This is a genomic window from Cryobacterium sp. PAMC25264 (genome assembly GCF_019443325.1).
GTDB lineage: Bacteria > Actinomycetota > Actinomycetes > Actinomycetales > Microbacteriaceae > Cryobacterium.
Map to the genome: position 1 here is coordinate 1,828,800 of NZ_CP080383.1, position 24,414 is coordinate 1,853,213.

General features: G+C 69.9%; 27 protein-coding genes, 2 tRNA genes and 1 riboswitch. Of the genes, 7 read left to right on the forward strand and 22 right to left on the reverse strand.

Annotated features, from left to right (window positions below):
- Positions 1–101: 101 nt before the first annotated feature.
- Entirely contained in the window at positions 102–782 is a 681-nt protein-coding gene (locus KY500_RS08390; protein ID WP_219903066.1) for a hypothetical protein, read from the forward strand.
- Between the two features lie 71 nt (positions 783–853).
- Here the strand turns inward: KY500_RS08390 and nadE are convergent, their stop codons facing one another.
- From nadE to KY500_RS08410, 4 genes are all read right to left on the reverse strand, one after another.
- Entirely contained in the window at positions 854–1,675 is an 822-nt protein-coding gene (gene nadE / locus KY500_RS08395; protein ID WP_219903067.1) for an ammonia-dependent NAD(+) synthetase, read from the reverse strand.
- 142 nt (positions 1,676–1,817) lie between these two features.
- A tRNA-Arg gene (locus tag KY500_RS08400) sits at positions 1,818–1,890 on the reverse strand.
- Between the two features lie 75 nt (positions 1,891–1,965).
- A complete protein-coding gene (locus KY500_RS08405; protein ID WP_219903068.1) occupies positions 1,966–2,226 on the reverse strand; it encodes a thioredoxin family protein in 261 nt (86 codons plus the stop codon).
- Between the two features lie 9 nt (positions 2,227–2,235).
- Positions 2,236–2,454, reverse strand: coding sequence for an SCO4848 family membrane protein (locus KY500_RS08410; RefSeq protein WP_219903069.1), 219 nt, complete (start codon positions 2,452–2,454; stop codon positions 2,236–2,238).
- A gap of 63 nt (positions 2,455–2,517) precedes the next feature.
- On the opposite strand from KY500_RS08410, the gene orn reads away from it, so the two are divergent.
- From orn to KY500_RS08430, 4 genes are all read left to right on the forward strand, one after another.
- Positions 2,518–3,138, forward strand: a complete 621-nt coding sequence (gene orn / locus KY500_RS08415) for an oligoribonuclease (RefSeq protein ID WP_219903070.1) — start codon at positions 2,518–2,520, stop codon at positions 3,136–3,138.
- A gap of 45 nt (positions 3,139–3,183) precedes the next feature.
- Positions 3,184–3,259, forward strand: a tRNA-His gene (locus KY500_RS08420).
- Between the two features lie 65 nt (positions 3,260–3,324).
- Positions 3,325–3,675, forward strand: a complete 351-nt coding sequence (locus tag KY500_RS08425; protein WP_066596026.1) for a metallopeptidase family protein — start codon at positions 3,325–3,327, stop codon at positions 3,673–3,675.
- A gap of 22 nt (positions 3,676–3,697) precedes the next feature.
- The gene (locus tag KY500_RS08430; protein WP_219903071.1) at positions 3,698–4,993 is read left to right on the forward strand and encodes a D-alanyl-D-alanine carboxypeptidase family protein; all 1,296 of its coding nucleotides are present in this window, start codon (positions 3,698–3,700) and stop codon (positions 4,991–4,993) included.
- A gap of 148 nt (positions 4,994–5,141) precedes the next feature.
- On the opposite strand, the gene KY500_RS08435 is transcribed toward KY500_RS08430, so the two are convergent.
- The 9 genes from KY500_RS08435 to KY500_RS08475 all read right to left on the reverse strand — a co-directional run bounded on the left by KY500_RS08435 (position 5,142) and on the right by KY500_RS08475 (position 12,969).
- Complete coding sequence (locus tag KY500_RS08435; RefSeq protein WP_066596032.1) at positions 5,142–5,417, reverse strand: hypothetical protein; 276 nt, start codon at positions 5,415–5,417, stop codon at positions 5,142–5,144.
- A gap of 9 nt (positions 5,418–5,426) precedes the next feature.
- Positions 5,427–6,128 carry an ATP-binding protein gene (locus KY500_RS08440; protein WP_219903072.1) on the reverse strand — a complete coding sequence of 234 codons (702 nt, stop codon included), beginning with the start codon at positions 6,126–6,128 and terminating at the stop codon, positions 5,427–5,429.
- Complete coding sequence (locus KY500_RS08445) at positions 6,115–6,909, reverse strand: energy-coupling factor transporter transmembrane protein EcfT (protein WP_219903073.1); 795 nt, start codon at positions 6,907–6,909, stop codon at positions 6,115–6,117. The genes KY500_RS08440 and KY500_RS08445 overlap by 14 nt, the downstream gene beginning before the upstream one ends.
- The gene (locus KY500_RS08450; protein ID WP_219903074.1) at positions 6,906–8,546 is read right to left on the reverse strand and encodes an ABC transporter ATP-binding protein; all 1,641 of its coding nucleotides are present in this window, start codon (positions 8,544–8,546) and stop codon (positions 6,906–6,908) included. Before KY500_RS08450 ends, KY500_RS08445 begins: the two co-directional genes overlap by 4 nt.
- Before the next feature lie 10 nt (positions 8,547–8,556).
- Positions 8,557–9,249, reverse strand: a complete 693-nt coding sequence (locus KY500_RS08455) for an ECF transporter S component (protein ID WP_370626912.1) — start codon at positions 9,247–9,249, stop codon at positions 8,557–8,559.
- Between the two features lie 82 nt (positions 9,250–9,331).
- Positions 9,332–9,442: riboswitch (TPP riboswitch) on the reverse strand.
- Between the two features lie 78 nt (positions 9,443–9,520).
- A complete protein-coding gene (locus KY500_RS08460; protein ID WP_066596054.1) occupies positions 9,521–9,850 on the reverse strand; it encodes a hypothetical protein in 330 nt (109 codons plus the stop codon).
- Between the two features lie 76 nt (positions 9,851–9,926).
- On the reverse strand, positions 9,927–11,219 hold the full coding sequence (locus KY500_RS08465; protein WP_219903076.1) for a DNA polymerase IV: 1,293 nt from the start codon (positions 11,217–11,219) through the stop codon (positions 9,927–9,929).
- A gap of 90 nt (positions 11,220–11,309) precedes the next feature.
- On the reverse strand, positions 11,310–11,909 hold the full coding sequence (locus tag KY500_RS08470) for a hypothetical protein (RefSeq protein ID WP_219903077.1): 600 nt from the start codon (positions 11,907–11,909) through the stop codon (positions 11,310–11,312).
- A gap of 31 nt (positions 11,910–11,940) precedes the next feature.
- Positions 11,941–12,969, reverse strand: coding sequence for an LLM class flavin-dependent oxidoreductase (locus tag KY500_RS08475; protein WP_219903078.1), 1,029 nt, complete (start codon positions 12,967–12,969; stop codon positions 11,941–11,943).
- 341 nt (positions 12,970–13,310) lie between these two features.
- Here KY500_RS08475 and KY500_RS08480 point away from each other — a divergent pair, with 341 nt between their 5' ends.
- Positions 13,311–13,715 (forward strand): DUF3566 domain-containing protein, encoded by a 405-nt coding sequence (locus tag KY500_RS08480; protein ID WP_219903079.1) that lies wholly within the window; start codon positions 13,311–13,313, stop codon positions 13,713–13,715.
- Between the two features lie 122 nt (positions 13,716–13,837).
- Positions 13,838–14,464 (forward strand): TIGR03086 family metal-binding protein, encoded by a 627-nt coding sequence (locus KY500_RS08485; protein ID WP_255579883.1) that lies wholly within the window; start codon positions 13,838–13,840, stop codon positions 14,462–14,464.
- 111 nt (positions 14,465–14,575) lie between these two features.
- Here KY500_RS08485 and KY500_RS08490 read toward each other — a convergent pair whose 3' ends face one another.
- The 9 genes from KY500_RS08490 to KY500_RS08530 all read right to left on the reverse strand — a co-directional run bounded on the left by KY500_RS08490 (position 14,576) and on the right by KY500_RS08530 (position 24,366).
- Positions 14,576–15,685: a VIT1/CCC1 transporter family protein gene (locus KY500_RS08490; protein WP_219903080.1), complete on the reverse strand. Its 1,110-nt coding sequence runs from the start codon at positions 15,683–15,685 to the stop codon at positions 14,576–14,578.
- Positions 15,682–15,993: a hypothetical protein gene (locus KY500_RS08495; protein ID WP_219903081.1), complete on the reverse strand. Its 312-nt coding sequence runs from the start codon at positions 15,991–15,993 to the stop codon at positions 15,682–15,684. The genes KY500_RS08490 and KY500_RS08495 overlap by 4 nt, the downstream gene beginning before the upstream one ends.
- Complete coding sequence (gatB, locus tag KY500_RS08500) at positions 15,993–17,525, reverse strand: Asp-tRNA(Asn)/Glu-tRNA(Gln) amidotransferase subunit GatB (protein WP_219903082.1); 1,533 nt, start codon at positions 17,523–17,525, stop codon at positions 15,993–15,995. The genes KY500_RS08495 and gatB overlap by 1 nt, the downstream gene beginning before the upstream one ends.
- Positions 17,525–19,072 carry an Asp-tRNA(Asn)/Glu-tRNA(Gln) amidotransferase subunit GatA gene (gene gatA / locus KY500_RS08505; protein ID WP_219903083.1) on the reverse strand — a complete coding sequence of 516 codons (1,548 nt, stop codon included), beginning with the start codon at positions 19,070–19,072 and terminating at the stop codon, positions 17,525–17,527. The genes gatB and gatA overlap by 1 nt, the downstream gene beginning before the upstream one ends.
- Before the next feature lie 5 nt (positions 19,073–19,077).
- A complete protein-coding gene (gene gatC, locus KY500_RS08510; protein WP_066596071.1) occupies positions 19,078–19,374 on the reverse strand; it encodes an Asp-tRNA(Asn)/Glu-tRNA(Gln) amidotransferase subunit GatC in 297 nt (98 codons plus the stop codon).
- 36 nt (positions 19,375–19,410) lie between these two features.
- A complete protein-coding gene (locus KY500_RS08515; protein WP_219903084.1) occupies positions 19,411–20,889 on the reverse strand; it encodes an alpha/beta hydrolase in 1,479 nt (492 codons plus the stop codon).
- A gap of 419 nt (positions 20,890–21,308) precedes the next feature.
- On the reverse strand, positions 21,309–22,310 hold the full coding sequence (locus tag KY500_RS08520) for an NAD-dependent epimerase/dehydratase family protein (RefSeq protein ID WP_219903085.1): 1,002 nt from the start codon (positions 22,308–22,310) through the stop codon (positions 21,309–21,311).
- 130 nt (positions 22,311–22,440) lie between these two features.
- Positions 22,441–23,769, reverse strand: coding sequence for an MFS transporter (locus KY500_RS08525; RefSeq protein ID WP_219903086.1), 1,329 nt, complete (start codon positions 23,767–23,769; stop codon positions 22,441–22,443).
- Between the two features lie 9 nt (positions 23,770–23,778).
- A complete protein-coding gene (locus KY500_RS08530; protein WP_219903087.1) occupies positions 23,779–24,366 on the reverse strand; it encodes a helix-turn-helix domain-containing protein in 588 nt (195 codons plus the stop codon).
- Positions 24,367–24,414: the final 48 nt, after the last annotated feature.

Sequence of the window (24,414 nt, forward strand, 5' to 3'; positions counted from 1 at the left end):
GTGGGTGCTCCCGGCCCGCACTGGTTCTGGCCGGTACGCTTCCGCACATGCAGTGGTGGAATGATTTCGTAACCTGGCTCTCAGCGACCAGGAACCAGCCCGTGATTTTCAGCGCCGTCGTGCTGATCGTCGCCATTATCGTGGCCAGCCTCCTGGCTGCCTGGATCGCCCGTGGCGCGATCAAGCGTCTGATCGCCCAGCACGACCGTGCGCTCAAGGCCTCGGCCATCGGCACCATCGTGGATGCCGCGACCGAGGCGTCGGTCTGGAACTCGTTGACTCCGCAGGAGCAGGTGTTGAACGACCGCGCCGTCGGCCTGGCCGACATCCAGGTGCGGTTGCTGCCCATCAAGGGCGCTAACATCGCGGCCGATTGGGCCGCCCACCAGCTCGCCGAGCTCAAGCGCAGCTCGGCCACGTTCGGCTACCAGCTCGAGCCAGCTCTCGTGGAGTTCCGCGACCGCCTGATCGACTGGCAGAACAAGCCGTCTCGCGCCCGCAAGATCTTCCAGGGCGACCTGGACCGGTGGAAGACGCAGAACACGACCACGGAGAAGAACCTCCTGGCCGAGCAGGACGCCTGGGTGGCTCAGCAGCACCACGACCAGCACGCCGCCCCGGCCACGCCGTCGACCTCCAGCCCGCAGCCCCTCGGGTATGTTCCCGCGTCGGCTTCCGCACCGGCCGCGGGTGGGACGGCGTACCCGTCCACGGAGACGCAGCGTCTGCTGGACGACGTGCAGGCCCTCGAGGTACGTCCGGCTCCGCTGCCCAACCCGTAACCACCACGCAGAAAGGCCGGCCCGCTCTCGAGCGGGCCGGCCTTTCTGCTGTCACGGCAACGTCTGCTCCGCTACTTCCACCAGTCGTCGAAGAGGGATGCCGGAACCTGGCGCTTGTGCTCGGTGCTGAGATACCGCCGCTCGATTGCTTCGGCCACGTCGGCGTCGACGTCCTTGCCCTCGAGGAAGTCGTCGATGTGCTCGTACTGCATGCCGAGGTTGGCCTCGTCGGTCTGGCCGGGGTTGTCGTCGAGCAGGTCGGCCGTTGGCGCCTTGAGGTACAGGTGTTCGGGCGCGCCGAGCTCCATCAGCAGGGCCCGGCCCTGGCGCTTGGTGAGGCCGGTCAGCGGCAGCAGGTCAGCGCCACCGTCACCGAACTTGGTGAAGAACCCCGTGACGGCCTCAGCGGCATGGTCGGTTCCGACAACGAGCAACCCGTTGGCTCCGGCGATGGCGTACTGCGCGATCATCCGCGAACGGGCCTTCACGTTGCCCTTGTCGAAGTCGGGCATGGGCGCGCCGGTGCTGTCGGCGAACTCGGCCTCGAAGCCATCGACGGCGCGCTGGATGTTGAAGGTGAGGTTCGACTCCGCGCCGATGAACTCCAGGGCGAGCTGGGCATCGTCCTCGTCGCGCTGCACCGCATAGGGCAGCCGCACGGGCACGAACCGCGGGGTGTGCCCCTCCACGGTGAGCTCCTCGACGGCGAGTTGGCAGAGCCGTCCGGCCAGAGACGAGTCCTGGCCGCCGCTGATGCCCAGGATCAGACCCTTCGCGCCGCTGGCCAACAGGTAATCCTTGAGGAAGTCAACCCGGCGACGGATCTCGGCAGCCGGGTCGATAGTCGGGGTGACGTGCAGTTCCGCGATGATTCGCGCCTGATGTTCTCGCATGCCACGAATCTACCAAGTCAGACCTCGAGGGCAGCCATATCTGAGCTGGGAGCCTCACGTGCGAGTGCCGCGTTGCACATCCGTGCGCCGAGCTGCCGCAGAAAAAAACAACCCCGCCGGACCAGCCGGCGGGGTTGTGCTGTGCCCCCGGCAGGATTCGAACCTGCGACAAAGAGATTAGAAGGCTCCTGCTCTATCCCCTGAGCTACGGGGGCGCATAGCGCTTCAACGATACCGCAGTCGCGCACCGGACCTCGCCCGCAGGTCGGGCACCCGTCGCACGGACCGGTTCAGAGGGCTTTCGCGGTCGCGACCAGGACCTGCGCGAGCGTGGGCACACCCGACGCGCGGAACACCTCGTCACCGGCAGCGTTCCGCACGACGATCGTGGGGGTGTTGCGAATGCCGGCCGCCTCGGCCTCGGCGTTGTCCCTGGCCACGTCCAGCTCCCGCACGCTCGCGGCGGGGACGAGCCGTTCGACCTCGGCGAGAATCGCGCGGGTCTGCAGGCACGGCTCGCAGAACGCCGAGGAGAAGAAGATCAGGTCCATGTGCGGCTCCTAACCGTTGACCAGCGCGATGACGGCCACGACGGCCGACACGGCGGCGAGAAGCAGGGAGACGCCCACCAGCACGGCGTGCACGATGAGGAAGCGCGTCGGCTTGCCCGACGCGTCCCGGGCGCGGTCGTCCTGGCTGACCCGCTTGTAGAATCGCGGCCAGACCACCACGTTCCACACGGCGTTGATGAGCAGCAGGACGGCGAGTGTTGTAAGCATCGGGGCAAGTCTACGAGCCAACCGGCCCGATGAGCCCTCGGGGCCCACCGCTAGACTCGCCCCATGACAAACAGCAGTGACCGGTTGGTGTGGATCGACTGTGAGATGACCGGGCTCGACATCAATACCGACGAACTCGTGGAGATTGCGGTGGTCGTCACGGACTTCGACCTCAACATCCTCGACCCCGGGCTCGACATCGTGATCAAGCCAGATGCCTCCGCCTTGGAGAACATGGGCGACTTCGTGCGCAATATGCACACCTCGTCCGGGCTCATCGAGGAGATCCCGAACGGCGTCAGCGTGGCCGAGGCCGAGTATCAGGTGCTCGAATACGTGCTGCGTTTTGTGCCGGAGGACCAGCGCGCTCCCCTCGCGGGCAACTCCATCGGCACCGACCGCGCCTTCCTGACCCGGTACATGCCGCGCCTGGACAAGCAGTTGCACTACCGCAACGTGGATGTCTCCTCCATCAAGGAACTCGCCCACCGTTGGTTCCCGCGCGCGTACTTCAACGCTCCCGCCAAGGACGGTGGCCACCGGGCCCTCGCAGACATCCTCGAGTCGATTCGCGAACTGGCGTACTACCGCCAGAGCGTCTTCGTGGCCGACCCCGGACCCACGAGTGCCGAAGCAAAATCGCACGCAGCGGCCGTTGTGAACAACTTCGCCCCAAACGTGTAATAGAATTCTTGAGTTGCCTTCGCTGACAGAGGGAAGCAGCACATGGTGGGTATAGCTCAGCTGGTAGAGCGCCTGGTTGTGGTCCAGGAGGTCGCGGGTTCAAGCCCCGTTACTCACCCCACGTCAGAACAGTCCCGGTCTCAACAGGCCGGGGCTTTCTGCTTTAACGCGTGTCATGCTGAGTGGATGCTCATGCTCAGCCACGACGACTTCGAACGTCTCGTCATCGACGAACTCGATCTGCTCCCCGACGACATGGTCGATGGCCTCGACAACGTCATCTTCGTGGTGGAGGACCGTCCCGAAGACGGCAGCCTGGACACCCTCGGCCTGTACGACGGCGTGGCCCTGACCGAACGGGGCCAGTACGGCTTCGGCGAGATGCCCGACCGCATCATCATCTTCCGCGAGCCCCTGCTGGCCATCGTGGCCGATCTCGAGGAGCTCCGAGACGAGGTGCACGTGACCCTGGTGCACGAAATCGCGCATTTCTACGGCATCGACGACGACAGGCTGCACGAGCTCGGCTGGGCCTGACCCGGACCGGCTACCCTGAACCATGAGCAGATTTCGTCCCGGCCGTGTGATCGGTATCTCGGTGGGAACGCTCGTGATCCTGATGATCGGAGTCTACGGACCCGCCACCCTGCTGGGCCCGCTGCCCACCGCCGCTGTGACGCTCACCACACCGGACGCTCCGGTCGCGGCATCCACCCCGGCGCTTCCAGCCGCCGGAACGAGCGGCATCCTGGCCCTCACCCCGGTCTCGGAAGCCGCCGACGCCGACACGGCCGCCGCCACCGACGGCGCGGCGGCACTGGGCGCAACCCCGATCGCGACCGGTGGGGGCGCAGAAGCCCTGCCGATGGCATCTGCCGCCAAAATCATCACCGCCCTCGTGGTGCTCGACGCCAAGCCCCTCGCGGTGGGCGAGGCCGGCCCGGCGTACTCGCTCGTCACCGCGGACTACCAGGACTACCTCGACTACACCGCCGAGGACGCCCGGACCGTCATCGTGTTCCCCGGGGAGAGCTGGACCGAACGCGAAATGCTGCAGGCCATGATCCTGGGCTCCAGCAACAACCATGCCGACACCCTCGCCCGGTGGGCGTTCGGTTCCGTCGACGCGTACCTCGCCGCCGCCAACGAGTGGCTGGACGCCAACGGGATGGGCGACACGACCGTCGTCGATGCGAACGGGCTGTCCGACGGGAGCGCCGGCACGGGCGCCGACCTGGCCGGCATCGCGGCACTCGCCGCAACCAACCCGGTCATCGCGGACATCATCGCCAAGCCCGCCTCGGCGCTGGTAGGCCAACGCGGGGTCAACAACACCACCGCCTACCTGCCCGACGAGGGCATCACCGGCATCTCGCGCAGCTACACGGATGCCGGCGGCGTCTGCTTCCTCTTCACCGCCGCGGTGACCGTCGACACGGAGACCTTCACGTTCGCGGGCGCGTTCCTCGGCGAACCCGACTACGACACGCTCACCACCGATCTGACGGCCCTGATGGCTTCGGCCCGCGCGGGGGTCACCCAGCTGCCGGTGCTGACCCAGGGGGACGCCTACGCCACCCTGACGACCGAGTGGGGCGACACCGCCGATGCCGTGGTCGGTACGCCCAAGACCCGCTTCGGCTGGCAGGCCGCCACCCCGGGCGAAGCCGTCGTGGACCTCGACGCCGTGGCCACCGGCCGCGCGGGCAGCAGTGTCGGCCGGGTCACGGTGGACGCGTTCGGTGAGAGCGTCTCGTCGAACCTCAAACTGGAGAGCAGCCTCACCGACCCCGGTCCGGGTTGGCGCCTGCTGCACCCGATTCCGCTGATCACCGCGCTCATCGACGCCCAGTAGCACCCCGCCGACACGAGCGGCAGCGCCCACACAACACGGCGCCCACACGAGCGGCAGCGCCCACACAACACGGCGCCGACATGACAGAGCGGCGATACAGCAAACGCCGGCCCGGGTATCCCGGGACCGGCGCTGACCTGCTGTGGTGTTAGAGAGCTGAGCCCCGATCGGGCTCGTCGTTCGACTCGACGGGGTCACTGTCGCTGGAGTCGAAGGCGTAGCGCACGTGCAGCTTGCCCTGCACCTCGCGGGCGTCGACCTCGTCGTACCAGAACAGCGATTCCATGCTGTCGACGGCGGCGACCATGCTGATGCGTTCGTCGTGCTTGCCGTGCAGGAGCACGCGGGTGTCGGTCTGACCCTCCAGGGGGCCGTCCACGAACTCGACGGTGTATTCGGTGTTCTCACTCTGGGGTGTTGTCATACCCCCAACTTACTGCGGAGACGCGTTTTCGGCTGGGTTCCACGGCGTGTCCGCTGCAGCCGACTGAGGGCCAGAGCGCGGCGGCGTGGCCAGCAGCCGCACCGTGGCCTGCCGCTCGGGCGTCTCCCGGTCGCGGTAGCCCGCCCAATCCTGTTGCCACTGGTCCCAGTGCGCCTCGAACACCCCGCCGTCCCTGGCCAGGGCGCGCTGTTTGCGGATGCCGTCGTCGGCATCCAGCCACACCCGCACATCGCTCACGGACTCGTGGGCACGGGCCAGGGTGCCGCAACCCTCGACGATCAGCGGCCGGTCGGCGGGCACGGCGTGCCACTCGGCCGCAGCCTCTCTCCCCCAGTCGAACCGGCGCCACCGGGCCGGGGCCCCGTCGCGGCGGGGAACGAGGACCTGCGTGCGGATGTGCTCGATCGCCGCCTCCAGCCCGGCCCAGCCCGGATAGATGTCGTCGAGCCGCACCATGGTCGGCGCGACCGGTCCCGGCCAGGCTGTCACGAGGGCATCCGCGAGGGTGCTCTTTCCCGCCCCGCTCGGACCGTCGATGAGCACCACGGCCCGCCCACCCGCCCGGTGGCGGCCGAAGGCCCGCACCGCGTGAAGCACCGGGGCCAGTAGGGCGCCGCTACCCGTCGCATCGGCGGGCGCGCCGGAGCCGGGCGGCACCGCCACCGCAGCGCTCAGATCAGGCGAGGACAAAACGCCACGTTCCCGCCAGCACGGCCGCCGCGATCGCCGCGGCGGCGATGGCGAGGCCCAGGGCCACGACCACGACGTCACGGCGGCCGAAGACCGATTCCCGAGCCCAGCTGCGCGGTTCGTCACTGCCGAAGCCCCTGGCCTCCATGGCCGTGGCGAGTTTGCTGCCCCGGCGCACCGACAGCACCAGCAGGGCGAACGCCAAGCCGGCGAACCGGCGCGCCCGGCCGCGCAGTCCGCCGCCGTCGCCCACCCCTCTGGCCCGTCGGGCCAGGGCGAGCGAGTGCCAGTCGTCGATGAACATGCCCACGAGCCGCAGACCGGCCAGGGCACCGAGCACGAATCGGGCGGGCAGGCGTACTACCTGCGCCAAGCCGTCGGCGAGGTCGGTCGGGTCGGTCGTGGCGAGCAGCACAATGCCCGGGATGCCGATGGCCAGCACCCGCAGACCGATCGCGAGTCCGAGCGCCACCGACCCCTCGGTGATCGTGACGAGGCCGGCGCCCCAGAGCACCGCACCGGAATCCTGCCCGTAGAGGACCGTGGTGAGAATCCCGAAGGGAGCGGCGATCCAGACCGGGGCAGTGCGCAACCAGAATTGCCGGGCGTTCAGCCCGCACCAGGCCAGCAGCACGGCCTCCAGCAGCAGCGCCGTCGCCGCCGACACCCAGTCGATGGAGAGCATCAACGCACAGCTGATCAGGAGGGCCACGGCGAGTTTGGCGACCGGGTTCACCCGGGCGATGGCGCTGGGCCGGATCTCGGGGGTCATCATGCTCATGGCGCACCCGTCTCGGCCGCTGTCGTCGGCGTCGGAGCGGATGCGGGAACGATCGTGCCCGTCGAGATCGCGCCGGCCGATGCGGGGCCGGCTGCGGGCGCCATCACGAAGCGGGCATCCGCGAGGGCGTCGACGAAGTGATCGTCGTGGGTGACGGCGACCACGGCCGTGCCCGTGTCCAGGAGTTCGGCAAGCAGCCGCACCAGTTCCGACCAGGTGCGGGAGTCCTGCCCGAAGGTGGGTTCGTCCAGGATCAGGAGCCGGGGCCGTGTGGCCAGCACTGTCGCCACCGACAGCCGGCGCTTTTCGCCGCCGGACAGGGTGAAGGGGTTGGCCTCGGCGAGGTGCTCAAGGCGCAACCGGTCGAGGAGGCCGTCGACGCGGTCGGCCACGGCGACGTCGCCGAGGCCGAGGGCGCGCGGGCCGATGGCGAGTTCGTCCCGCACGGATCCGGCCAGGAACTGGTGCTCAGGATCCTGGAACACCGTGCCGATGCGTTCGAGGAGGTCACGGGAGCGCCACGAGTGCGGGTCGGCACCCGGGAGGCTTCCGCGCCGGGGTCCGCGTCCGGTTGCGCGCACTGGGCCGCCTGCGGCGACTGCCGTCAGGGCGGCCGTGGCGGTCAGCTGTCCCTCGGCCGGTGCCAGGAGCCCGGCGAGGGTCAACGCGAGCGTGGACTTTCCGGCACCGTTGGGCCCGGTGATCGCCGTCGCGGTGCCCGCCGTCACGTCGAGGTCGATCCCTTCGGCCACCACCACGGGCTGCCGGCGGGCAAAGGGCACCCGACCCACGGCGAGACCGACGGTGCTGAGGAGCACCTCGCCGGTGCGCTCGGGCAGCGGGCGCCGCCGGGGACGAGCGGGCGGGAAGCGCGGAATCCACACTCCCGCGGCCGCCAGCCGGGCGCCCTCCGCCGTGAGCACCGATGCGGTGGCCCCATCGGCCAAGATGCCGCCGGCCGGGTCGAGCACGATGATGCGGTCCACGATGTCCTGCCAGACCGCCACCCGGTGCTCGATCACGATGAGGGTCGCGCCCGAGGCCCGCACCGAACGGTGCACGGCATCGCGCACCTCCACGACGCCCTCGGGGTCGAGGTTCGCGGTCGGTTCGTCGAGCAGCACCAGGCCCGGTCGCATGGCGAGCACGCCGGCCAGGGCCAGCCGCTGTTTCTGGCCGCCGCTGAGCGCGCTGGTCGGATGCCGCAGGGGCAGGTCCAGCCCGACCTCGTCGAGGGCCTGGGTCACCCGCGGCCAGATCTCGGTCCTGGGCACACCCAGGTTCTCGCAGCCGAACGCGACATCGTCGCCGACGCGGGCCAGGACCACCTGCGAGTCGGGGTCCTGCAGCACGAGACCGACCCGGCCGCGCGCCTGACGCGGCCGGATCCCGTCGATGAGCAGCTCGCCGGTCTCGTCGCCGTCTTCGTCGTCACCGAGCACCCCGGCCAGGGCGTGCATCAGGGTGCTCTTCCCGGCCCCGCTGGGTCCGAGCACGAGGACCCGCTCGCCGGGGCGGATGTCGAGATCGAGTCCGGAGACCGCCGGGCGGCTGCGTCCGGCGTGCCGCCAGCCCCAGCCGGAGGCCGTGACCCTCGCGCCGGTCACGCGCTCATCCCGCGGCGTCGGAGCAGGCATCCGCCCACCCTCACCGCGTGGTCTGCGACGGGGTTTCGGTCTGCCGCAGAGTGCTCTGGCCAGACCCGTCCTGGTCCGGCAGGTTCTGGTCCCGCAGGTTCTGGTCCGGCAGGTTCTGGACCGGCAGGCCGACCCGGCTCGCCTCCCGACCGGCCGCGAACCGGCTGAGCGCGCCCGTGCGGGCCAATCCCCGCACGGCAAGCCAGGACAGCAGGCCCGCGAGCACGGTGCCAGACACGACGGCGGACACTATGTAGACGGCCTTGTAGCCGACGTCGAGGGCGGCATAACTCGTGAAGGTCGTGTCGAGCAGGCCGACCGCCACGCCGGCGCCGGCGCCGGCCAGCAGGGCCACGCCCAGCCGCCAGTTCGCGTAGAGGAAGAGCGCGAGGACGATCTCGGCCCCGAGGCCTTCGATGATGCCCCAGATCAGCGTCGAGAATCCCCACTGGGTTCCGATCAGCATGGAGACGACCGCTGCGACGACCTCGGTGTAGACGGCCGCTCCGGGTTTACGGATGATCAGTCCGCCGAGAACGCCGGCGAACAGCCAGCCGCCGGCGAGCAGTCCTTCCAGGCCGGGGGTGAAGGCGAGCAGGGCGCTGAGCGGCGACCAGGCCAGTCCCCACGCCCAGAAGATGACGCCGCTGGCGACGCCGATGACGCTGGCCACGACGATGTCCACGACGCGCCATTTCAGCACGCGAGGCGTGCGGGGTGTCGACGCGGTCAAACGGTTCGTTGATGCATGCACTGGTCGTGCCCTTTCCGTAGATGAATACAGGGCACGGGATTGAGAAGCCTCCCTGCGCTGGCATGATCCAGATCAGGTTCGACGGTCGAAGCTGAAGTAGCTTCCTCTCAGCCCGGTTCACCGGACTCCCGTGTTCGATTCGAGTATAGACCGGCTGCGGGTACGGCGAAGCGGCGGGAGGCGGTTTCCGCTCCCCCGCGCGGGGCGTGCTGGCCCTGGCTTAGCGCTTGAGCGCGCGGATGATGCGCGCGATGGCCTTGCCGCTCACCCACACGAAGGGGATGCCGACGGCGAGCAGGGAGATCACGTTCGGCTCGAACCGGGCGGCCCCGCCCGACTTCACGTAGGCACCGATCGGGATGGCCATGCCCCCGCCGCCGCCGCCCGCCGCGCCCTCGGCGTCGTCGCCCTCGCCGCCGCCGCCGAAGCCGTACTGCACGAGGGCGACGGGCACTATCGTGACGCCCTCGATCTGCACGGGGTCTCCGTAGGCGGACCGCACACCGATGTACCGAGCGTTTTCTGCGAGCTTCAAGGCGAGATTAGTAATACTGAAAGGCTACCCCCACTCCCCCGAACCGGTCAGGAGCAGGCCGCCGCGCCGGGCCGGATGTCACGGCCGCAGGTCACGGCCGGTGCTGATCCGGCCGACTCGCGGGTCCGGCATCCGGAGTACCGAACGGGTGCACGTCCCGTTTCGGCGCGCTGCCCCCGCCCAGTTGGGAGGCCGGGCGCACGATGCCCCGCCCGAAGCGCGCGGTGACGGTGTCGACGGCCAGTTCGGCCTCCCGCCAATCGTCGTCGTCGTCCCAGAGGCCGAGCCCGGACCCGTCGCCGTTGCCCAGCTGCTCGGCACGCACCCCGATAAGGCGCACCCGGATGCCCCGCGCGGCGAGCACATCGAAGCTCGCGGCGACCTCCTCGTAGATGCGCCGGCCCACGTTGGTGGGGTCGGCGAGGGTGCGGGAGCGGGTCACGGTGCTGAAGTCCGCGTACCGCAGCTTGAGCACCACGGTGCGCGCGACGAGACCGTTGCCGCGGAGCTTCGCAGCCACGGCGTCCGACTGCCGCAGCAGTTCGCTGCGCAACCGGGCGACATCCGTGACATCGTGTTCGAAGGTGACCTCGTGTCCGATGCTCTTCTCCTCGCGCTCCAGGTTGATCGAGCGGTGGTCGATGCCCCAGGACAGGTCGTGCAGCTTCTGCGCGCCGGCCACCCCCACTGCGCGTTCGAGCGTCTCGCGGGAGGCGTGGGCGATGTCGCGCACGTGGCGGAGCCCGAGCGCCAGCAGGGCCTGTTCGGTCGTGGCCCCGACGCCCCAGAGCGCTCCGACGGGCAACGGATGCAGGAACCCGATCGTGTCGTCGGCGGGGATCACCAGCAGGCCGTCGGGCTTGGCCCGGCCGGAGGCCAGTTTGGCCACGAACTTCGTGGAGGCGGCTCCCACCGAGCAGGTCAACCCGGTCTCGGCGAAGACCCGGGCGCGGATCTTCTGCGCGATCTCGGCGGGCGACCCGTGCAGGCGGCGGGCACCGGCGACGTCGAGGAAGGCCTCGTCGATACTGAGCGGCTCGACCAGCGGGGTCATGTCGGCGAAGATGCCCATCACCTGCCGGGACACCTCCGCGTATCTGCTCATATGCGGTTCGAGTACCACGGCGGCCGGGCAGCGGCGCAGAGCGATCGCCATGGGCATGGCCGAGTTGACGCCGTACTTGCGGGCCACATAGTTCGCCGCCGTCACCACCGAGCGACCGGAACGGTGACCCACGATGACGGGCAAGTGGGCGAGCTCGGGGTGGTCAAGCAGCTCGACGGAGGCGAAGAACGCATCCATGTCGATGTGCAGCATGGTGGCCGTGCTGTCATCGACGTCGATCCCCGTCGTCTGCCGGTCACTGCCGTCCTGCTTGCTCATGCAGCGCACCTTTCTGCCGCCCAGGCCGCGAGAGTTCGAAACTACATTCGATAATAACGGCTGCACGGCCGGACGGGGCCGAACGGGTGGTCAGAAGCCGAAGTCACCGCCGAAGTCACCGCCGCCGAAGTCGCCGAATCCCCCGGCGTCGCCGCCGGCGTCGGAACCCGGGTCGGCGGACGCGTCCTCGGATCCCGCATCGGCGGACGCATCCGCTTCGCCGCCCGCATCGGGAAGAAAGGTGCTGACCAGGGCCGAGCCCACGACGTACCCGGCCACAGTACCGAGCAGGGAGGCGCCGAGCATGCTGCCGAAGCCCGGGCCCTGGCGGCCGCCGGCCTGGTCGCCGCCGAAGGCGCGGTCCAGAGTGCCGGGCTGGCGCAGCTCGGCTCGGGTGGCGGACTTCGCCAGAGTGGCCGGTTCCGCGTTGGCAGGGCGTTCCCCCTCCATGGCGTTGTCCGTGAGCTGGCGGAAAAGCAGGTCACGTTGTTCGTCCGTGAGCTTGCTGAACGCCTCGGTGTGCACCTGTTCGATGGTCTCCGGCGGTGCGGTGCGCAGGAGGTACCGATAACGTTCCACCGCGATCTCATCCTCCGTGCGGCGAGGTGCTTCCGTGCTGCCCGGGGCTGAGCTGCGCCGGGGCTGTTCGGGCTCTTCGGGGCGGCCCCAGAGGCGATCGAGGAATCCCATGTGCGTTCTCCTTCTGTGCGGGTTCCCCAGCCTAGGCGTCGGCCGGGTCAGCGGACAGGACCGCGGACAGCGACTCCAGCGCATTCACAGGGTCGTCGCTGGCCGGGATCAGGACGACGCTCGTCGCCCCGGCCGCGTGAAGCTCGTCGATCCGGCGGCGCGCGGCCGCGGGGGTGCCGACGACGGCCAGCTGGTCGACCCAGGAGTCCGGCAGGGCACGGGCGAACTCGCCGCGGCTGGAGCTCGACGCCCGCAGGGCCGTGAACTCGGCCGCAAAGGGGAGCACTCGGATGTGGGGAGCCCAGTCCGCCTCTCCGATCCACTCGAGTGCCGCGCGCGCCGCGTCCCTGGCCCGCCCGGGGTCTTCGTCGACCGCGGCCACGTTGTAGGCGACCACGTGCCGTGCCGCTGGCGCCGGGGCGGGCGGGCGGATGCCGGGAAAGCCGAAAGCGGAGGGCTCGCCAGCGCGCCCGGCGTCGAGGGCGGCCAGGGCCTCTGCCAGGTACTCGGGGGTGACGGGTTCCGCCAGCACCACTCCGTCGGCGGCCCCGCCCGCCAGGGCGAGCGACTTGGGTCCGCGCACCCCGGCGAGGACTGGCGGAACGCTCGCCGGCGGCCTGGCCAGGCTCACAGCATCTGCCCGGGTGTACCGGCCGGACTCGGTCACGCTCGCGCCGCCCAGGAGGGCGCGCATCACATCGAGATTCTCGGCGAGCATGCCCAGGGGGCTGGCCGGCCAGATTCCGGCCTGTCTCATCCAGCCGGGCATGCCATGGCCCACGCCAACCCGCAGCCGGCCGGGGAAGAGTTCGGCCAGGGTCGAGACCTCCAGGGTCGCGAACACGGGGTTCCGAGCCGCGGCGGGCAGGATGCCGATGCCCACGACGATGGTGCTGGTGGCGGCGAGGATCACCGCCGCCTGGGCGATTCCGCCGCGGAAGAAGCAATCCTCGACGACCCAGATCTCGTCGAAACCGAGTTCCTCCGCGCGCCGGGCGAAGGACACGAAACTCGCGGCGGGCAGGTCGCGTGGCTGCATCACGGCAATGGCACCGGACATGGGTTCCTCTTTTCAAACGGAGACGGCGGCGCCGTTGCGGCGTTGCGTCACTCACGAATCTATTGCCCGGTCCGGGCGGCCAGGGTGCTGCACGCCGAATCGACGGAAAAAGTTTCTGACGTCGAGTGAGACGAATCCGCACCTCCCGGACATTCATAGCTAAGGGGATAACCGGTTCGGGGGAATTATGCAGCGGTACGGCTCGGAAGCCAGGGGAACAGAGCCACTCGGGGGAACACGATTCGGCGACGGTCAGTTCGGGGGAACTCAGCCGGACGGTGGGAGGGCGTGGTCCGGGGGACCCTGCCCGGCCAGACGGAGGCACCGGGCGGGGGGACCCGGTGACCGACGTGGCCGAGAAGCTCGCCCGCAAGGCGGAGCACGGCACGCCCACGCGTCAGATGCAGCTGACCCTCGCCCATATCGGGGTGTGGTCCAGCACCAAACTCGCCCTGGTGGTATCGGTGTGCTTGAATGTCGTGACGGTGGCGTTCATCTTCGGCGTCGCCCAGCTACTGGGCGACGCCGACGTGGTGAAGACCCTCACCTCCTCGTATGAGAACCTCACGACGAAGACGCTCGACCTCAGCGTGATCCTCGACGGCAACACTGTGGCGGGTTTCGCCGCCGCCGTCGTGGTGCTCAACACGGTGCTTGTGACGGGTTCCGGCGCCATCTACGCGGTGTTGTTCAACCTCAGCGTGCGCGCCACCGGCGGTACCCTGACCGGGTTCCGCAACCCGTAACATCAGCCCGCACGGCAAGGAATGTCCACGGCCACGATGTCGTTACACCCACAGAGACGATCAGTTCTCGGCGGATGACGCGTGACCAGCACAGAATTGAGCCCTGCGTGAATACAGACACAGTGACTACAGACCCCGACAGCACAACCGCATCCTCGACGGCCATGACGGACGCGTCACCGGGCACAGCCGACATCGACTGGTTCGCCCTGCAGAAGCAGGCCCACCATGAATTCAGCGTGCGCGTGGCCGCCATCGACGACTGGAGCGCCCCGACCCCGGACGTCGAGTGGAATGTGGGTGACCTCGTGCGCCACGTCGTGCAGGAGCAGCAGTGGATTCCGCCGCTCCTGGCCGGCCTCACCCTCGCCGAGGCCAGGCGTCAGGTCGAACCGCTCGGCGACGACCTCGCCGCGGAGTGGCACACCTACTCGGCACGCGCCACGGAGGCTTGGCAGGATGCGCAGGCGGACGCCCCGGTGCAGCTCTCCTACGACACCGTCACGGTGCTGGACTACCTGCGCGAGCAGGTGTCCGACGTGACGATCCACTCCTGGGACCTGGCCAGGGCCACGGCCGCCGACGAGGGTCTGGATCACACCCTGGTCGACGCGGTCTGGACGGTCTTCGAACCGCAGCGTGACGCCCTGGAAGCCAGCGGCCTGTTCGACTCGCCCGTTCCGATGCCCGAGGACGCACCCCTGCAGTCGCGCCTCCTGGCCCTCACCGGGCGCGACGACCGCCGCTGACGGACACACCGCGCCCCCGGCCCGGCCCAACTGTTGCTCGTGCGGACACGTGCGGCCGGTGTGCCGGGCGCAATCGTCCGCAACGGGAACAGGTGCGGCCGGGCTCGGGCGTTAGCCGACGGAAGTGCCGAAGAGCAGACCGAGCAGGTAGGTCACGCCGGCGGCCCCGAAGCCGATGGCCAGCTGCCGCAGCGCACGTTTGAGCGGCGGACCGCCGGAGAGCAGTCCGACGACGGCCCCAGTGGCCAACAGGGCCAGGCCCACCAGCACGGCAGCGACGACGATCGCGGCGATTCCCTGCATCCCGAACAGGTACGGCAGTACCGGAAGGAGCGCGCCGGAGGCGAAGAAGCAGAAGCTCGACACCGCGGCGCCCATGCCGGTGCCGATGGCCTCGTGCTCGTCGATCTCCGGCTCGGTGGCCACAGTGAGCTTGCTCAGGTCGAGCGCGTCCGTGGCAATCGCCACGGTGCGCAGCACCTCGCGGGCGTGAACCTCGGCCTCCGCCGCGGTCATTCCCTGCGCACGGTAGACCAGAGTGAGCTCGTTGGCGGCCACGTCGAGGTGCGAGAGCACGCTCCGGGTGGCCGGGTTCGGCGTCGACGCGTCGAGCAGTTCGCGTTGCGAGCGTACCGAGACGTACTCCCCCGCGCCCATGGACAGAGCCCCGGCGAGCAGGCCCGCGATACCGGTGAACAGGATGGTCGCGGCGGGCACACCGGTGGCTCCGATGCCCAGCACGAGGGCCAGGTTGCTCACCAGGCCGTCGTTGACACCGAACACGGCGGCCCGGAAGGTGCCGGACAGGCGTTGACGGCCCCGAGCGGCCAGTCCGCGGACGACCTCCTCGTGGATGCGCTCGTCAGCGGCCATGGCGCTCGTGGCGTCGGCATCGCCGTCGTACGGCGACCGGGCCTCGGCCCGCTGAGCGAGCGCGAGAACGAAGACCGACCCGAATCGGCGCGCCAGGAGACCGAGGATTCGGGTGCGCAGCGCGCCCTTCTTCGGCGAGCCCACCCGGTCGCCGAGCAGCTGGCGCCAGTGCTCCTCGTGCCGGCCCTCGGCCTCGGCCAGGGCCAGCAGGATCTCGCGTTCCTCGCCGCTGCGGCGACCGGCAAGGTCGCGGTACACGGCCGCTTCGGCCTGCTCGTCGGCCAGGTATTGGCGCCAGCGGCGGATGTCGGCGTCGCGGGGCTGGGTGGAATCCGCCACGGCGATCATGACTCCGGTGCCGCCTCGAGAGAGCGCTGGGAGACCCGGGCCGATTCGTGCGGTCCGGAGCCGTCGAGGCCCCAGAACGGTTCCTCGAAGTGCACGACCCAGATGGCTTCCCGGCCCACGACGGGGGCGTAGAGGGCCGAGCCGACCAGCTCACCCGGCGCGGTGATGACCCCGACCGGGTCCTCGATCATCGAGTCCGGGTAGCGGCTGCGGTCCAGCCGAACCACCACCTGCATGCCCACGCCGAACGCGGCGGCCGCCCCCGTCGTGTCGGGGGCGTCCACCGGGCGGCGCTTGAAGAAGGCCATTATTCGGCCGGCTCCTGTGCCGTCTCGGCCGCTGTCGACACGGCTCGTTCCAGCACGAGTTCGCGCACGCGGGCGGCATCCGCTTGGCCGCGCATGGCCTTCATGACCGCGCCGATGACAGCGCCGGCGGCCTGAACCTTGCCGTCGCGGATCTTGGCCAGCACGTCGGGCTGGGAGGCGAGGGCCTCGTCGATGGCCGCGATGAGGGGTCCGTCATCGCTCACGACGGCGAGTCCGCGGCTGGCGACGACCTCGCTGGGCGTGCCCTCCCCCGCGATGACGCCCTCGAGCACCTGGCGGGCCAGGCGGTCGGTGAGGGTGCCGTCGGTGATGAGCGCGATCAGCGCGGCCACTTGGGCCGGGGTCACGAGGCTCTCAGCGGAAACGCCGGCGACGTTCGCAAGCCGGGCGATCTCGCCGGTCCACCACTTGCGGGCGGCCTGCGCGGGCGCTCCGGCGGCGATGGTGGCCTCCATCACGTCGAGGAGGTCGGAGTTGACGACATCCTGGAACTCGAGGTTCACGAAGCCCCAGTCGGCCTGCAGGCGCTTGCGGCGTGCCGCGGGCGGCTCCGGCAGTGTGGCGCGCAGCTCTTCGACCCAGGCGCGCGACGGGGCGACGGGCACCAGGTCGGGCTCGGGGAAGTACCTGTAGTCGTCCGCGTCACTCTTGGGCCGGCCGGCGGAGGTGACGCCGGTGTCCTCGTGCCAGTGCCGGGTCTCCTGCGTGATGGTGCCGCCCGCGGTGAGCAGAGCCGCCTGGCGCTGGATCTCGTAACGCACGGCACGTTCGACGCTGCGCAGCGAGTTGACGTTTTTGGTCTCGGTGCGGGTGCCGAGGATGTTCGAGCCGCGCGGGCGGAGCGACACGTTCGCGTCGCAGCGCACGTTGCCCTCTTCCATGCGCGCGTTGGAGACGCCGAGCGCCTTGACGATCTCGCGGATCGCGGCGACGTAGGTCTTGCCGATCTCGGGGGCGTCGGCTTCGGCGCCCTCGATCATCTGGGTGACGATCTCCACCAGCGGCACGCCGCCGCGGTTGTAGTCCACCAGCGAGTAATCGGCGCCCTGGATGCGTCCGGCCGCGCCGCCCATGTGGGTGAGCTTGCCGGCATCGTCCTCCATGTGCGCGCGCTCGATGTCGACCGTGACCTGGCGGCCGCTCTCCAGTTCGATGGTGAGCTGGCCGTTGAAGGCGATCGGCTCGTCGTACTGCGAGGTCTGGAAGTTCTTCGCGGTGTCGGGGTAGAAGTAGTTCTTGCGGGCGAACCGGCTGGTCTCGGCGATCTCGCAGCCGAGCGCCAGGCCCAGACGGATGCTTGATTCGATGGCCTGGCGGTTCACCTGCGGCAGCCCGCCGGGCAGGCCGAGGCAGGTGGGGCAGGTGTTGGTGTTGGCGCCGGAGCCGAACTCGTTGGCGCAGCCGCAGAACATCTTGGTCTTGGTGTTCAGTTCGACGTGCACCTCGAAGCCGAGCACCGGCTCGAACAGTTCGAGGGCCTTGTCGTAGTCCATCAATTCAGCTTTCGCCATTAGACGGCGCCCCCTTCGGTTGCGAACATTTCGGTCTGGGCCAGCTGCGGCGCCTGGCTGAGCAGGGTGTGCCCCCAGTGCGCCTCGAGCAGCTGCTCGACGGCGGCGCCGAAGGTGTACAGGCGGGCATCCGCGCGGGCGGGTGCCATCACCTGCAGGCCGACGGGCAGGCCGTCTTCGGGCGCGAGGCCCATCGGCAGGCTCATGCCGGGGATCCCGGCGAGGTTGGCCGGAATCGTGGTGATGTCGTTCAGGTACATCGCCATCGGGTCGTCCATCTTCTCGCCCAACTTGAACGCCGTGGTCGGCGCGGTCGGCGAGACAAGAAGGTCGACCTTGTCGAACGCTGCGGCGAAGTCACGCTGGATGAGCGTGCGCACCTTCTGAGCGCTGCCGTAGTAGGCGTCGTAGTAGCCGGCGGACAGGGCGTAGGTGCCCAAGATGATGCGGCGCTTGACCTCGTCACCGAACCCGGCGTCGCGGGTGGCGGCCATGACGCGCTCGCTGGTGAGCGGGCCGTCCTCCGGGTTGACCCGGATGCCGAAGCGCACCGAGTCGAAGCGGGCCAGGTTGCTGGACGCCTCGGCCGGCAGGATCAGATAGTAGGCGGAGACCGCGTACTCGAAGTTCGGGGCGCTCACCTCGCTGACGATCGCGCCGGCCGCGGAGAGCAGCGCCAGGGTCTCCTCGAAGCGTTGCGTGACCCCGGCCTGGAAGCCGGCGCCGTTGAGCTCCTTGATCACGCCGACGCGCACGCCCTTCAGTGCGCCGTCCTTCAGGCCGGCCTGGGCCGCGGCGGTCATGGACGGCCAGGCATCCGTGAGAGAGGTGGAGTCGAGCGGGTCGTGGCCGCCGATCACGTCGTGCAGCAGCGCGGCGTCGAGCACCGTGCGGGTCACCGGGCCGACCTGGTCCAGCGAAGAGGCCAGAGCGATCGCGCCGTAGCGGGACACCCCGCCGTAGGTGGGCTTGACGCCGACGGATCCGGTGACGGCGGCGGGCTGGCGGATGGACCCACCGGTGTCGCTGCCGAGTGCGAGAGGCGCCTCGAAGGCGGCGACGGCCGCGGCCGAGCCACCGCCGGAGCCGCCGGGGATCCGGTCGAGGTCCCAGGGGTTGTGGGTGGGACCGTAGGCGGAGTGTTCGGTGGAGGAGCCCATCGCGAACTCGTCCATGTTGGTCTTGCCCAGGGGAATGAGGTCGGCGTCGCGGATGCGCTTGACGACGGTGGCGTCGTACGGCGGGATCCAGCCTTCGAGGATCTTCGATCCGGCGGTGGAGGGCATGTCCAGGGTGGCGAGCACGTCCTTGATGGCGATCGGCACGCCGGCCAGGGGCCCGAGCTTCTCGCCGGCCGCACGGCGGGCATCCACCCGGGCGGCGGTGGCCAGGGCGGCGTCGCGGGCCACGTGCAGGAACGCGTGCACGTCGGGTTCGACGGCGTCGATGTGATCGAGGTGCGCGCGGGTGACGTCGACGGAGCTGACGGAGCCGTCGGCGAGCAGGCCGGCCAGGGTGGCGGCGGTCTGGCTGATGAGGTTGGTCACGTGGGTTACTCCTCGTCCAGGATGGCGGGCACACGGAATTTGTCGCCGGCACGGTCGGGGGCGCCGGACAGCGCCTGGTCGACCGTGAGCGAGGGCACCACGACGTCGTCACGGAAGACGTTCGTCAGGGGCATCGGGTGGCTGGTCGCCGGGACGTCGGGCGTGGCGACCTGGGCGACCTTGGCGACGGAGTCGACGATCTGACCGAGTTCGATCGTCAGGCGATCGATTTCGGCCGAGCTGAGGTCGATCCGGGCGAGGTTGGCCAGATGGGCCACCTGCTCGGCCGTGATTTCAGACATGAGACTCCCAAGTAATTCGAAGCAGAAGTCTCAATTCTATTCAATGTCGTCGGTGGCCAGTTCCGCGTTGTCCGTGCCGATCAATGCCATGTTGTGCAGTGACTCGCTGCCGGGGGTGAAATAGTCGTTGTGGCCGAGCGATCCAGCCAGCGTTCGGCCAGTGCGAGCGTCGGTGCCGCCGCGCACGCCGAGCACCCGGGCGCCGTAGGACGCGGCACCGGGGTCGCTGCCGAAGAATGCCGAGTTCACGGCCGGGTCCCAGTCAGCCTTGCCGACGAAGACGTTGTCGCCGGTGACCTTGAGCTTGGCCGCGGACTGGATCGCGCTACCCGGGGAACCCACCACGACGAGAGCGTCCACCTCGACCGAGCCGTTGGCCAGGGCGAGGAGGGCCACCGTCGATCCATACGAGTGAGCGAACACGGAGACGAACGGCTGATCGCCTCCGCGGGTGGCGCGCACACCGGCCCAGGAGGTCTCGAGGAAGTCGGCACCGGCCTCGGCCCGGTCCAGGCCGCCGACGGAGAACAGGTCGGGCGCTTCGTAACCGATCCAGGCGATCGTGGCGATCGTGGGTGCGACGGCCGTGGCGGCGACCGTCGACATGTCCGCGGCGGCGGATGCGACGCCGAGGCGCACCGACGCCGTCACGGCGATGGGCGCGGGGGCAGCACGCTGGGCAGCGCCGTCGGCCAGCACGGCGGCCTGCTCGCGGTAGAGGTCGTCGGCCACGGTGGTCCAGTTCACGATCTGGGGTTCCACCTGATAGTTCATGCCGGGTACGAGGTAGCCGATGTAGTCGGCCGTATCGGGGTTGCCCAGCGCGATGGCGGCCCGTCCGGATCCCGTGGTGTCGAGCAGGACCAGGCTGCGCTTGGGCCCGTCCTGGCTGGCGTGCAGCGCTTCTGCCACCTGGGTGAGCATGGCCACCTGGCTGGACAGCCCGCTGCGTTCGGCGGCGGACAGGACGCCGTCCAGGGTGCGTTCGGCTTCGGCCAGTGAGTCACGCAGGAAGCTCTCGTTCGCCCGGCTGCGTTGCGCAAGGGGCACACCGTCGAGGTTCCCGACGAGCTGTGGCGTCGCGGCCGTGAGGGTGGCCCGCTGGGTGGAGTCCAGCATGGTCCACCACGCCGTGACGACGGCGGCCTGCGGCGGGGCAGCCAGGAGCGCGTCGATGTGGGTGGGGAAGTCGGCCGCGAAGGTGGACAGGTCGGCGAGGGGCAACTGGGACATTCCCACGAGCAGGTTCGGCCCCGTCATCGAGCGCAGGGTGGTCAGGTCGATATCGACCGACGTGGCAGACTGCACCTCGATTTGGGCCCACAACGGCGCCGACCCCACATCTCCCTGCCGGTCGGAGAGTCGTGCGGCGGCCGCCTCCTGGACACCGACATCGGCGGCACCGAACTCGGATGAACCGAGCGCGGACGACCCGAGGGCTGAGGCGCCGAGCGCGGAGTATTCGGGCACGGCTACGGTCCCGCCCACCCCGACCAGGGCGAGCGAGGCAGTCACCAGTGCAGCGGCCTCGAACAGCACGACGTGTCCCGTCCCCTCCCGAACGATTAGTAGCGAACAGACCCAGCGTCACTGGCGAGTCTCACGATCTCAGCCTAGCGAGTGGTGGGGGACTCGAATGCCCCTCGATCAGGGCCATCGGGGCGAATTCATCAGCAATTCGCCCGCCCAGATTTCCGGTACATTTCCGGCGGTCGTCCTCGCCGCGACCGAGGCCGCCCAGGGGGCCGCTCGTGAGAGTCAGGAAGGGAGCCCGTCGACCGCTCCGGTGCACCTGATTGTGGAGGTCCCACCCGCTCTCAACGCCGAGCGCGACGCCGCCGCGGTGACAACTGCACCCCCTGCGGACAAATGGCCCCGGCGTGCCGGGGCCATTTGTCCGGAACGGGACCGGTTGCGCGACGCCGATGCGCGGGTCAGGCCACCAGGGCGGCCAACAGCGCCACCTCGTCGGCGTCGGAGAGGCCGGCCCGGCGGGGCCCGTTGATCACCCGCTGTCGTTCCCATCGCAAGGTGTCGGCGAGGGTCTCGGCCAGGGGCCGGGTGACCAGTCCGGCGTTCCGCGCCGCGGAGGTGTCGCGAGCACTGAACCCGGCGTACTCGGGCAGCGGCAACCACAACGGCAGTGACCGGGACCCCGACCAGGGCTCGACCTCGTGTTCCAGCAGCCAGTTCGGGTCGACGCCCACGACGCGTGCGGTGTGGCCGGCGACGAACCGGGCCACGGCGAGGTACTCGACGAGCGACACGGTCTCCCCCGCCACGTTGTAGACCCCGCGTGTGCCGTCCTCGGCCGCATCGACGATCCACTCGGCGAGGTCCCGCACATCGAGCAACTGAGTGAGCAGGCCGGGCACATCGGGCACCAGGACGCTCCCATCGGCGGAGGCCGGTTGCGCGAACCGGGCCGGCCAGTAGCCGGACCGGTCGGAGAGGTCGCCCGGGCCGCCGATCAGCCCGGAGCGCAGGATCAGGGAGCGTTCGGCGCCGAAACCCTCGAGCACGCGCTGCTCGCACGCGACCTTCGCCTCGCCATAGCTCTCCATGTCCTCCATCACGTCGCCGACGAGGGCGTCGACCAGCTCGGCCGATTCGAGCCCGCCCGGCGTCGCCGTCTCCGCGTAGACGTTGCCCGACGACACGAAGGTGTACGAGCCGGCCCGCTCCCGCAGCGCGGCGACCGCGGAGGCGACCTGGCCGGGCTGCCGGGACACGTCCACGACCACATCCCACTCGTCGGCGGCCACGGAGTCGTAGGCGTCCGGACGGGTGCGGTCGCCGGTTACGAACCGGATGCCGTCGGGCACGCTGCCGGTCTCTCCCCGGGCCAGACAGGTGACCCGGTGTCCGTGGTGCCGCGCGGCCGTCGCGATGGTGCCGCCGAGCCAGGCCGTTCCGCCCAGGATGAGGAATCGCATGGGGCCAGCTAACCGAACCAGCATGGGTGCGGCAAGCGTTGTTCGCGCTCAGCAGAGCGCCGCCTCGCATCCGCAGCGTTTTGAGGCAGGTCCTCGGGACCCAGTACCCTCGCGTGGCGCCGGACTGAGCCTACGGGAGGGCCCGCTCGGCCGGCGCCGCCTCGGATCGCGTCACCGCTGCGGCATCCCGGCGTTCCATCTGGCGCCAGGTTCCGCCCGTGAGCGGGCTCAGGGTGATCATCGTATAGAGCACGGCGACGATGCCGAAGGCCATCGGGAGGCCGATGGTGTCCCCGGCTATGCCGCCGAGCAGGGCGCCGAAAGGCACACCAGCCCAGGCGCCGGCGTTGATCAAGCCGAAGACCCGGCCGCGGAGGTGCTCCGGAATCCGTTCGAGCTCGACCGTGCCGAGGATCGGGTTGATGGCGCCGGCGGCCAAACCGGAGAGGGCCGTCAGGGCCACCAGCACGGGTAGCGGTGCCCCGAACGCGAATGCGGCGCTCGAGGGGCCGCCGGCCAGCGCGAAGCAGAGCGCGAACGTCACCCGGCGGGGCACCCGATGCGCGACGAAGCCGAAGGCTATGTTGCCGATCAGCGCGCATCCGCCCATCACGGCCACCAGCAGCCCCAAAGCGGCCGCACCGCCGAGCCTGTCGTTCGCATACAGGGGAAGCAGGGTCGACCCTCGAGCCGCGTCCAGGAGGTTGGTGGCCAACACCAGGCCCACGATCAGCCGCATGAGCGGGTCGGCGACCACGAACCGGAAACCCTGGGCCAGGTCAGCCCAGTACGACGTGCGCAGCGGAACGCCGCCCGGGGCGGAGCCGATGTCGTCGGAGCCGGGCAGGAGCACGGCCCGAATCTGGTCCACACCCACCCAGGTCAACACGGCCGAGACCAGGAAGGTCGCGGCGTTCACGAACAGGGCGGCCACCGGGCCCAGCACCGCAACGAGGAGCCCGGCGACGGATGCCCCGATGAGCTTCGCGAATCGCTCAGACCCGTCCAGCAGACCCACGCTCTGCTCCAACCGTGCGCCCGCCCGCATCGACAGGCCGGGCAGCATCACCCGCCGGGCGGTCTGCCCCGGGGTATCGAGCAGCCCGGCGGCGAACACGAGGGACAGCAGCGCCCAGAACGGCAGGCCCACGGTGAGGGCCAGCACCGGGATGGCCAGCACAGTGACGCCGCTGGCCAGATCCGCAATGATCGCGGCCCTGCGGTGACCGACCCGGTCGACGACGACCCCGCCAAGGACCCCGCCGAGGACGACAGGGGCGGTGGCGAAGAAGGCCGCCAGGCCTACCTCCACGCCCGACCCGCCCTGGCCCAGCACATAGAACGGCACGGCGAACGCGGTGACCACGTTGCCGGTCTGGGAGATCGCGTGCGCGGCCAGCAGCGCGACAAGCGAGCGCCGTGCGCCACGGTCCTGGGCCGGGCCGCCTGTGACTCTCACTGCGGCGCCTCAGGGACGCCGGTAGGCCTGATAGACCAGCACCACAGGCTCGGCACCATCGGCGGCCGCCGAGTCGTGGGCGGCGCTCGTGTCCAGCCATCGGTCCACGAACTCCTCGAGTTCGCCGCGCATGGAAGCCAGTTCGTCGGCGGTGAGCCGGAGGCTGCGGTCGCCGCTGGCGCCGGCCGCCACCCACTCCCTGGGCAGGGTGGCCGCCCGATCGATGTACTCGGTGAACCGGGCCGCATAGGCCTGGGCGATCGACTTCTGCAGGGCGGACGACGCTGCGAGGGTGTCCGGGTCGCCACGAAGGTCCGCCGGCTCCCAGCTTGTCAGCGGCGTCGTCGCCTGCCACCAGCGTTCGCGCTGGTCGGTGCTCCGGGCCTCGGCGGGTTCGATCAGTCCACTCGAGGCGAGTTTGCCCAGGTGGTAGCTGATGGTGCCGGGCGCCTCGTCGATCACGTCGCCGAGCTGGGCGGCGGTCTGAGCGCCGCGTTCCCGCAGCAACCCCAAGAGCCGCAGCCGGGTGGGATGCGCGAGCACGCGCATCGAGGCGGCTGAGGTGAGGGTGGTGCGCCGGTCATCACGGGGTGTCATGGCCCGAAGTTACATCAACAAGACTTCTTGCGCAACACTTGTTGTGCA

What these genes read in the sequence shown, in the direction of transcription:
- KY500_RS08490 (WP_219903080.1), bottom strand. Translation starts at nt 15,685, where the DNA reads ATGATCGCCGTGGCGGATTCCACCCAGCCCCGCGACGCCGACATCCGC.
- KY500_RS08470 (WP_219903077.1), bottom strand. Translation starts at nt 11,909, where the DNA reads ATGGGATTCCTCGATCGCCTCTGGGGCCGCCCCGAAGAGCCCGAACAG.
- gatB (WP_219903082.1), bottom strand. Translation starts at nt 17,525, where the DNA reads ATGGCGAAAGCTGAATTGATGGACTACGACAAGGCCCTCGAACTGTTC.
- orn (WP_219903070.1), top strand. Translation starts at nt 2,518, where the DNA reads ATGACAAACAGCAGTGACCGGTTGGTGTGGATCGACTGTGAGATGACC.
- KY500_RS08530 (WP_219903087.1), bottom strand. Translation starts at nt 24,366, where the DNA reads ATGACACCCCGTGATGACCGGCGCACCACCCTCACCTCAGCCGCCTCG.
- KY500_RS08465 (WP_219903076.1), bottom strand. Translation starts at nt 11,219, where the DNA reads ATGAGCAAGCAGGACGGCAGTGACCGGCAGACGACGGGGATCGACGTC.
- KY500_RS08475 (WP_219903078.1), bottom strand. Translation starts at nt 12,969, where the DNA reads ATGTCCGGTGCCATTGCCGTGATGCAGCCACGCGACCTGCCCGCCGCG.
- KY500_RS08430 (WP_219903071.1), top strand. Translation starts at nt 3,698, where the DNA reads ATGAGCAGATTTCGTCCCGGCCGTGTGATCGGTATCTCGGTGGGAACG.
- KY500_RS08425 (WP_066596026.1), top strand. Translation starts at nt 3,325, where the DNA reads ATGCTCATGCTCAGCCACGACGACTTCGAACGTCTCGTCATCGACGAA.
- nadE (WP_219903067.1), bottom strand. Translation starts at nt 1,675, where the DNA reads ATGCGAGAACATCAGGCGCGAATCATCGCGGAACTGCACGTCACCCCG.
- KY500_RS08410 (WP_219903069.1), bottom strand. Translation starts at nt 2,454, where the DNA reads ATGCTTACAACACTCGCCGTCCTGCTGCTCATCAACGCCGTGTGGAAC.
- KY500_RS08495 (WP_219903081.1), bottom strand. Translation starts at nt 15,993, where the DNA reads ATGGCCTTCTTCAAGCGCCGCCCGGTGGACGCCCCCGACACGACGGGG.
- KY500_RS08435 (WP_066596032.1), bottom strand. Translation starts at nt 5,417, where the DNA reads ATGACAACACCCCAGAGTGAGAACACCGAATACACCGTCGAGTTCGTG.
- KY500_RS08520 (WP_219903085.1), bottom strand. Translation starts at nt 22,310, where the DNA reads ATGCGATTCCTCATCCTGGGCGGAACGGCCTGGCTCGGCGGCACCATC.
- gatC (WP_066596071.1), bottom strand. Translation starts at nt 19,374, where the DNA reads ATGTCTGAAATCACGGCCGAGCAGGTGGCCCATCTGGCCAACCTCGCC.
- KY500_RS08450 (WP_219903074.1), bottom strand. Translation starts at nt 8,546, where the DNA reads ATGCCTGCTCCGACGCCGCGGGATGAGCGCGTGACCGGCGCGAGGGTC.
- KY500_RS08445 (WP_219903073.1), bottom strand. Translation starts at nt 6,909, where the DNA reads ATGAGCATGATGACCCCCGAGATCCGGCCCAGCGCCATCGCCCGGGTG.
- KY500_RS08405 (WP_219903068.1), bottom strand. Translation starts at nt 2,226, where the DNA reads ATGGACCTGATCTTCTTCTCCTCGGCGTTCTGCGAGCCGTGCCTGCAG.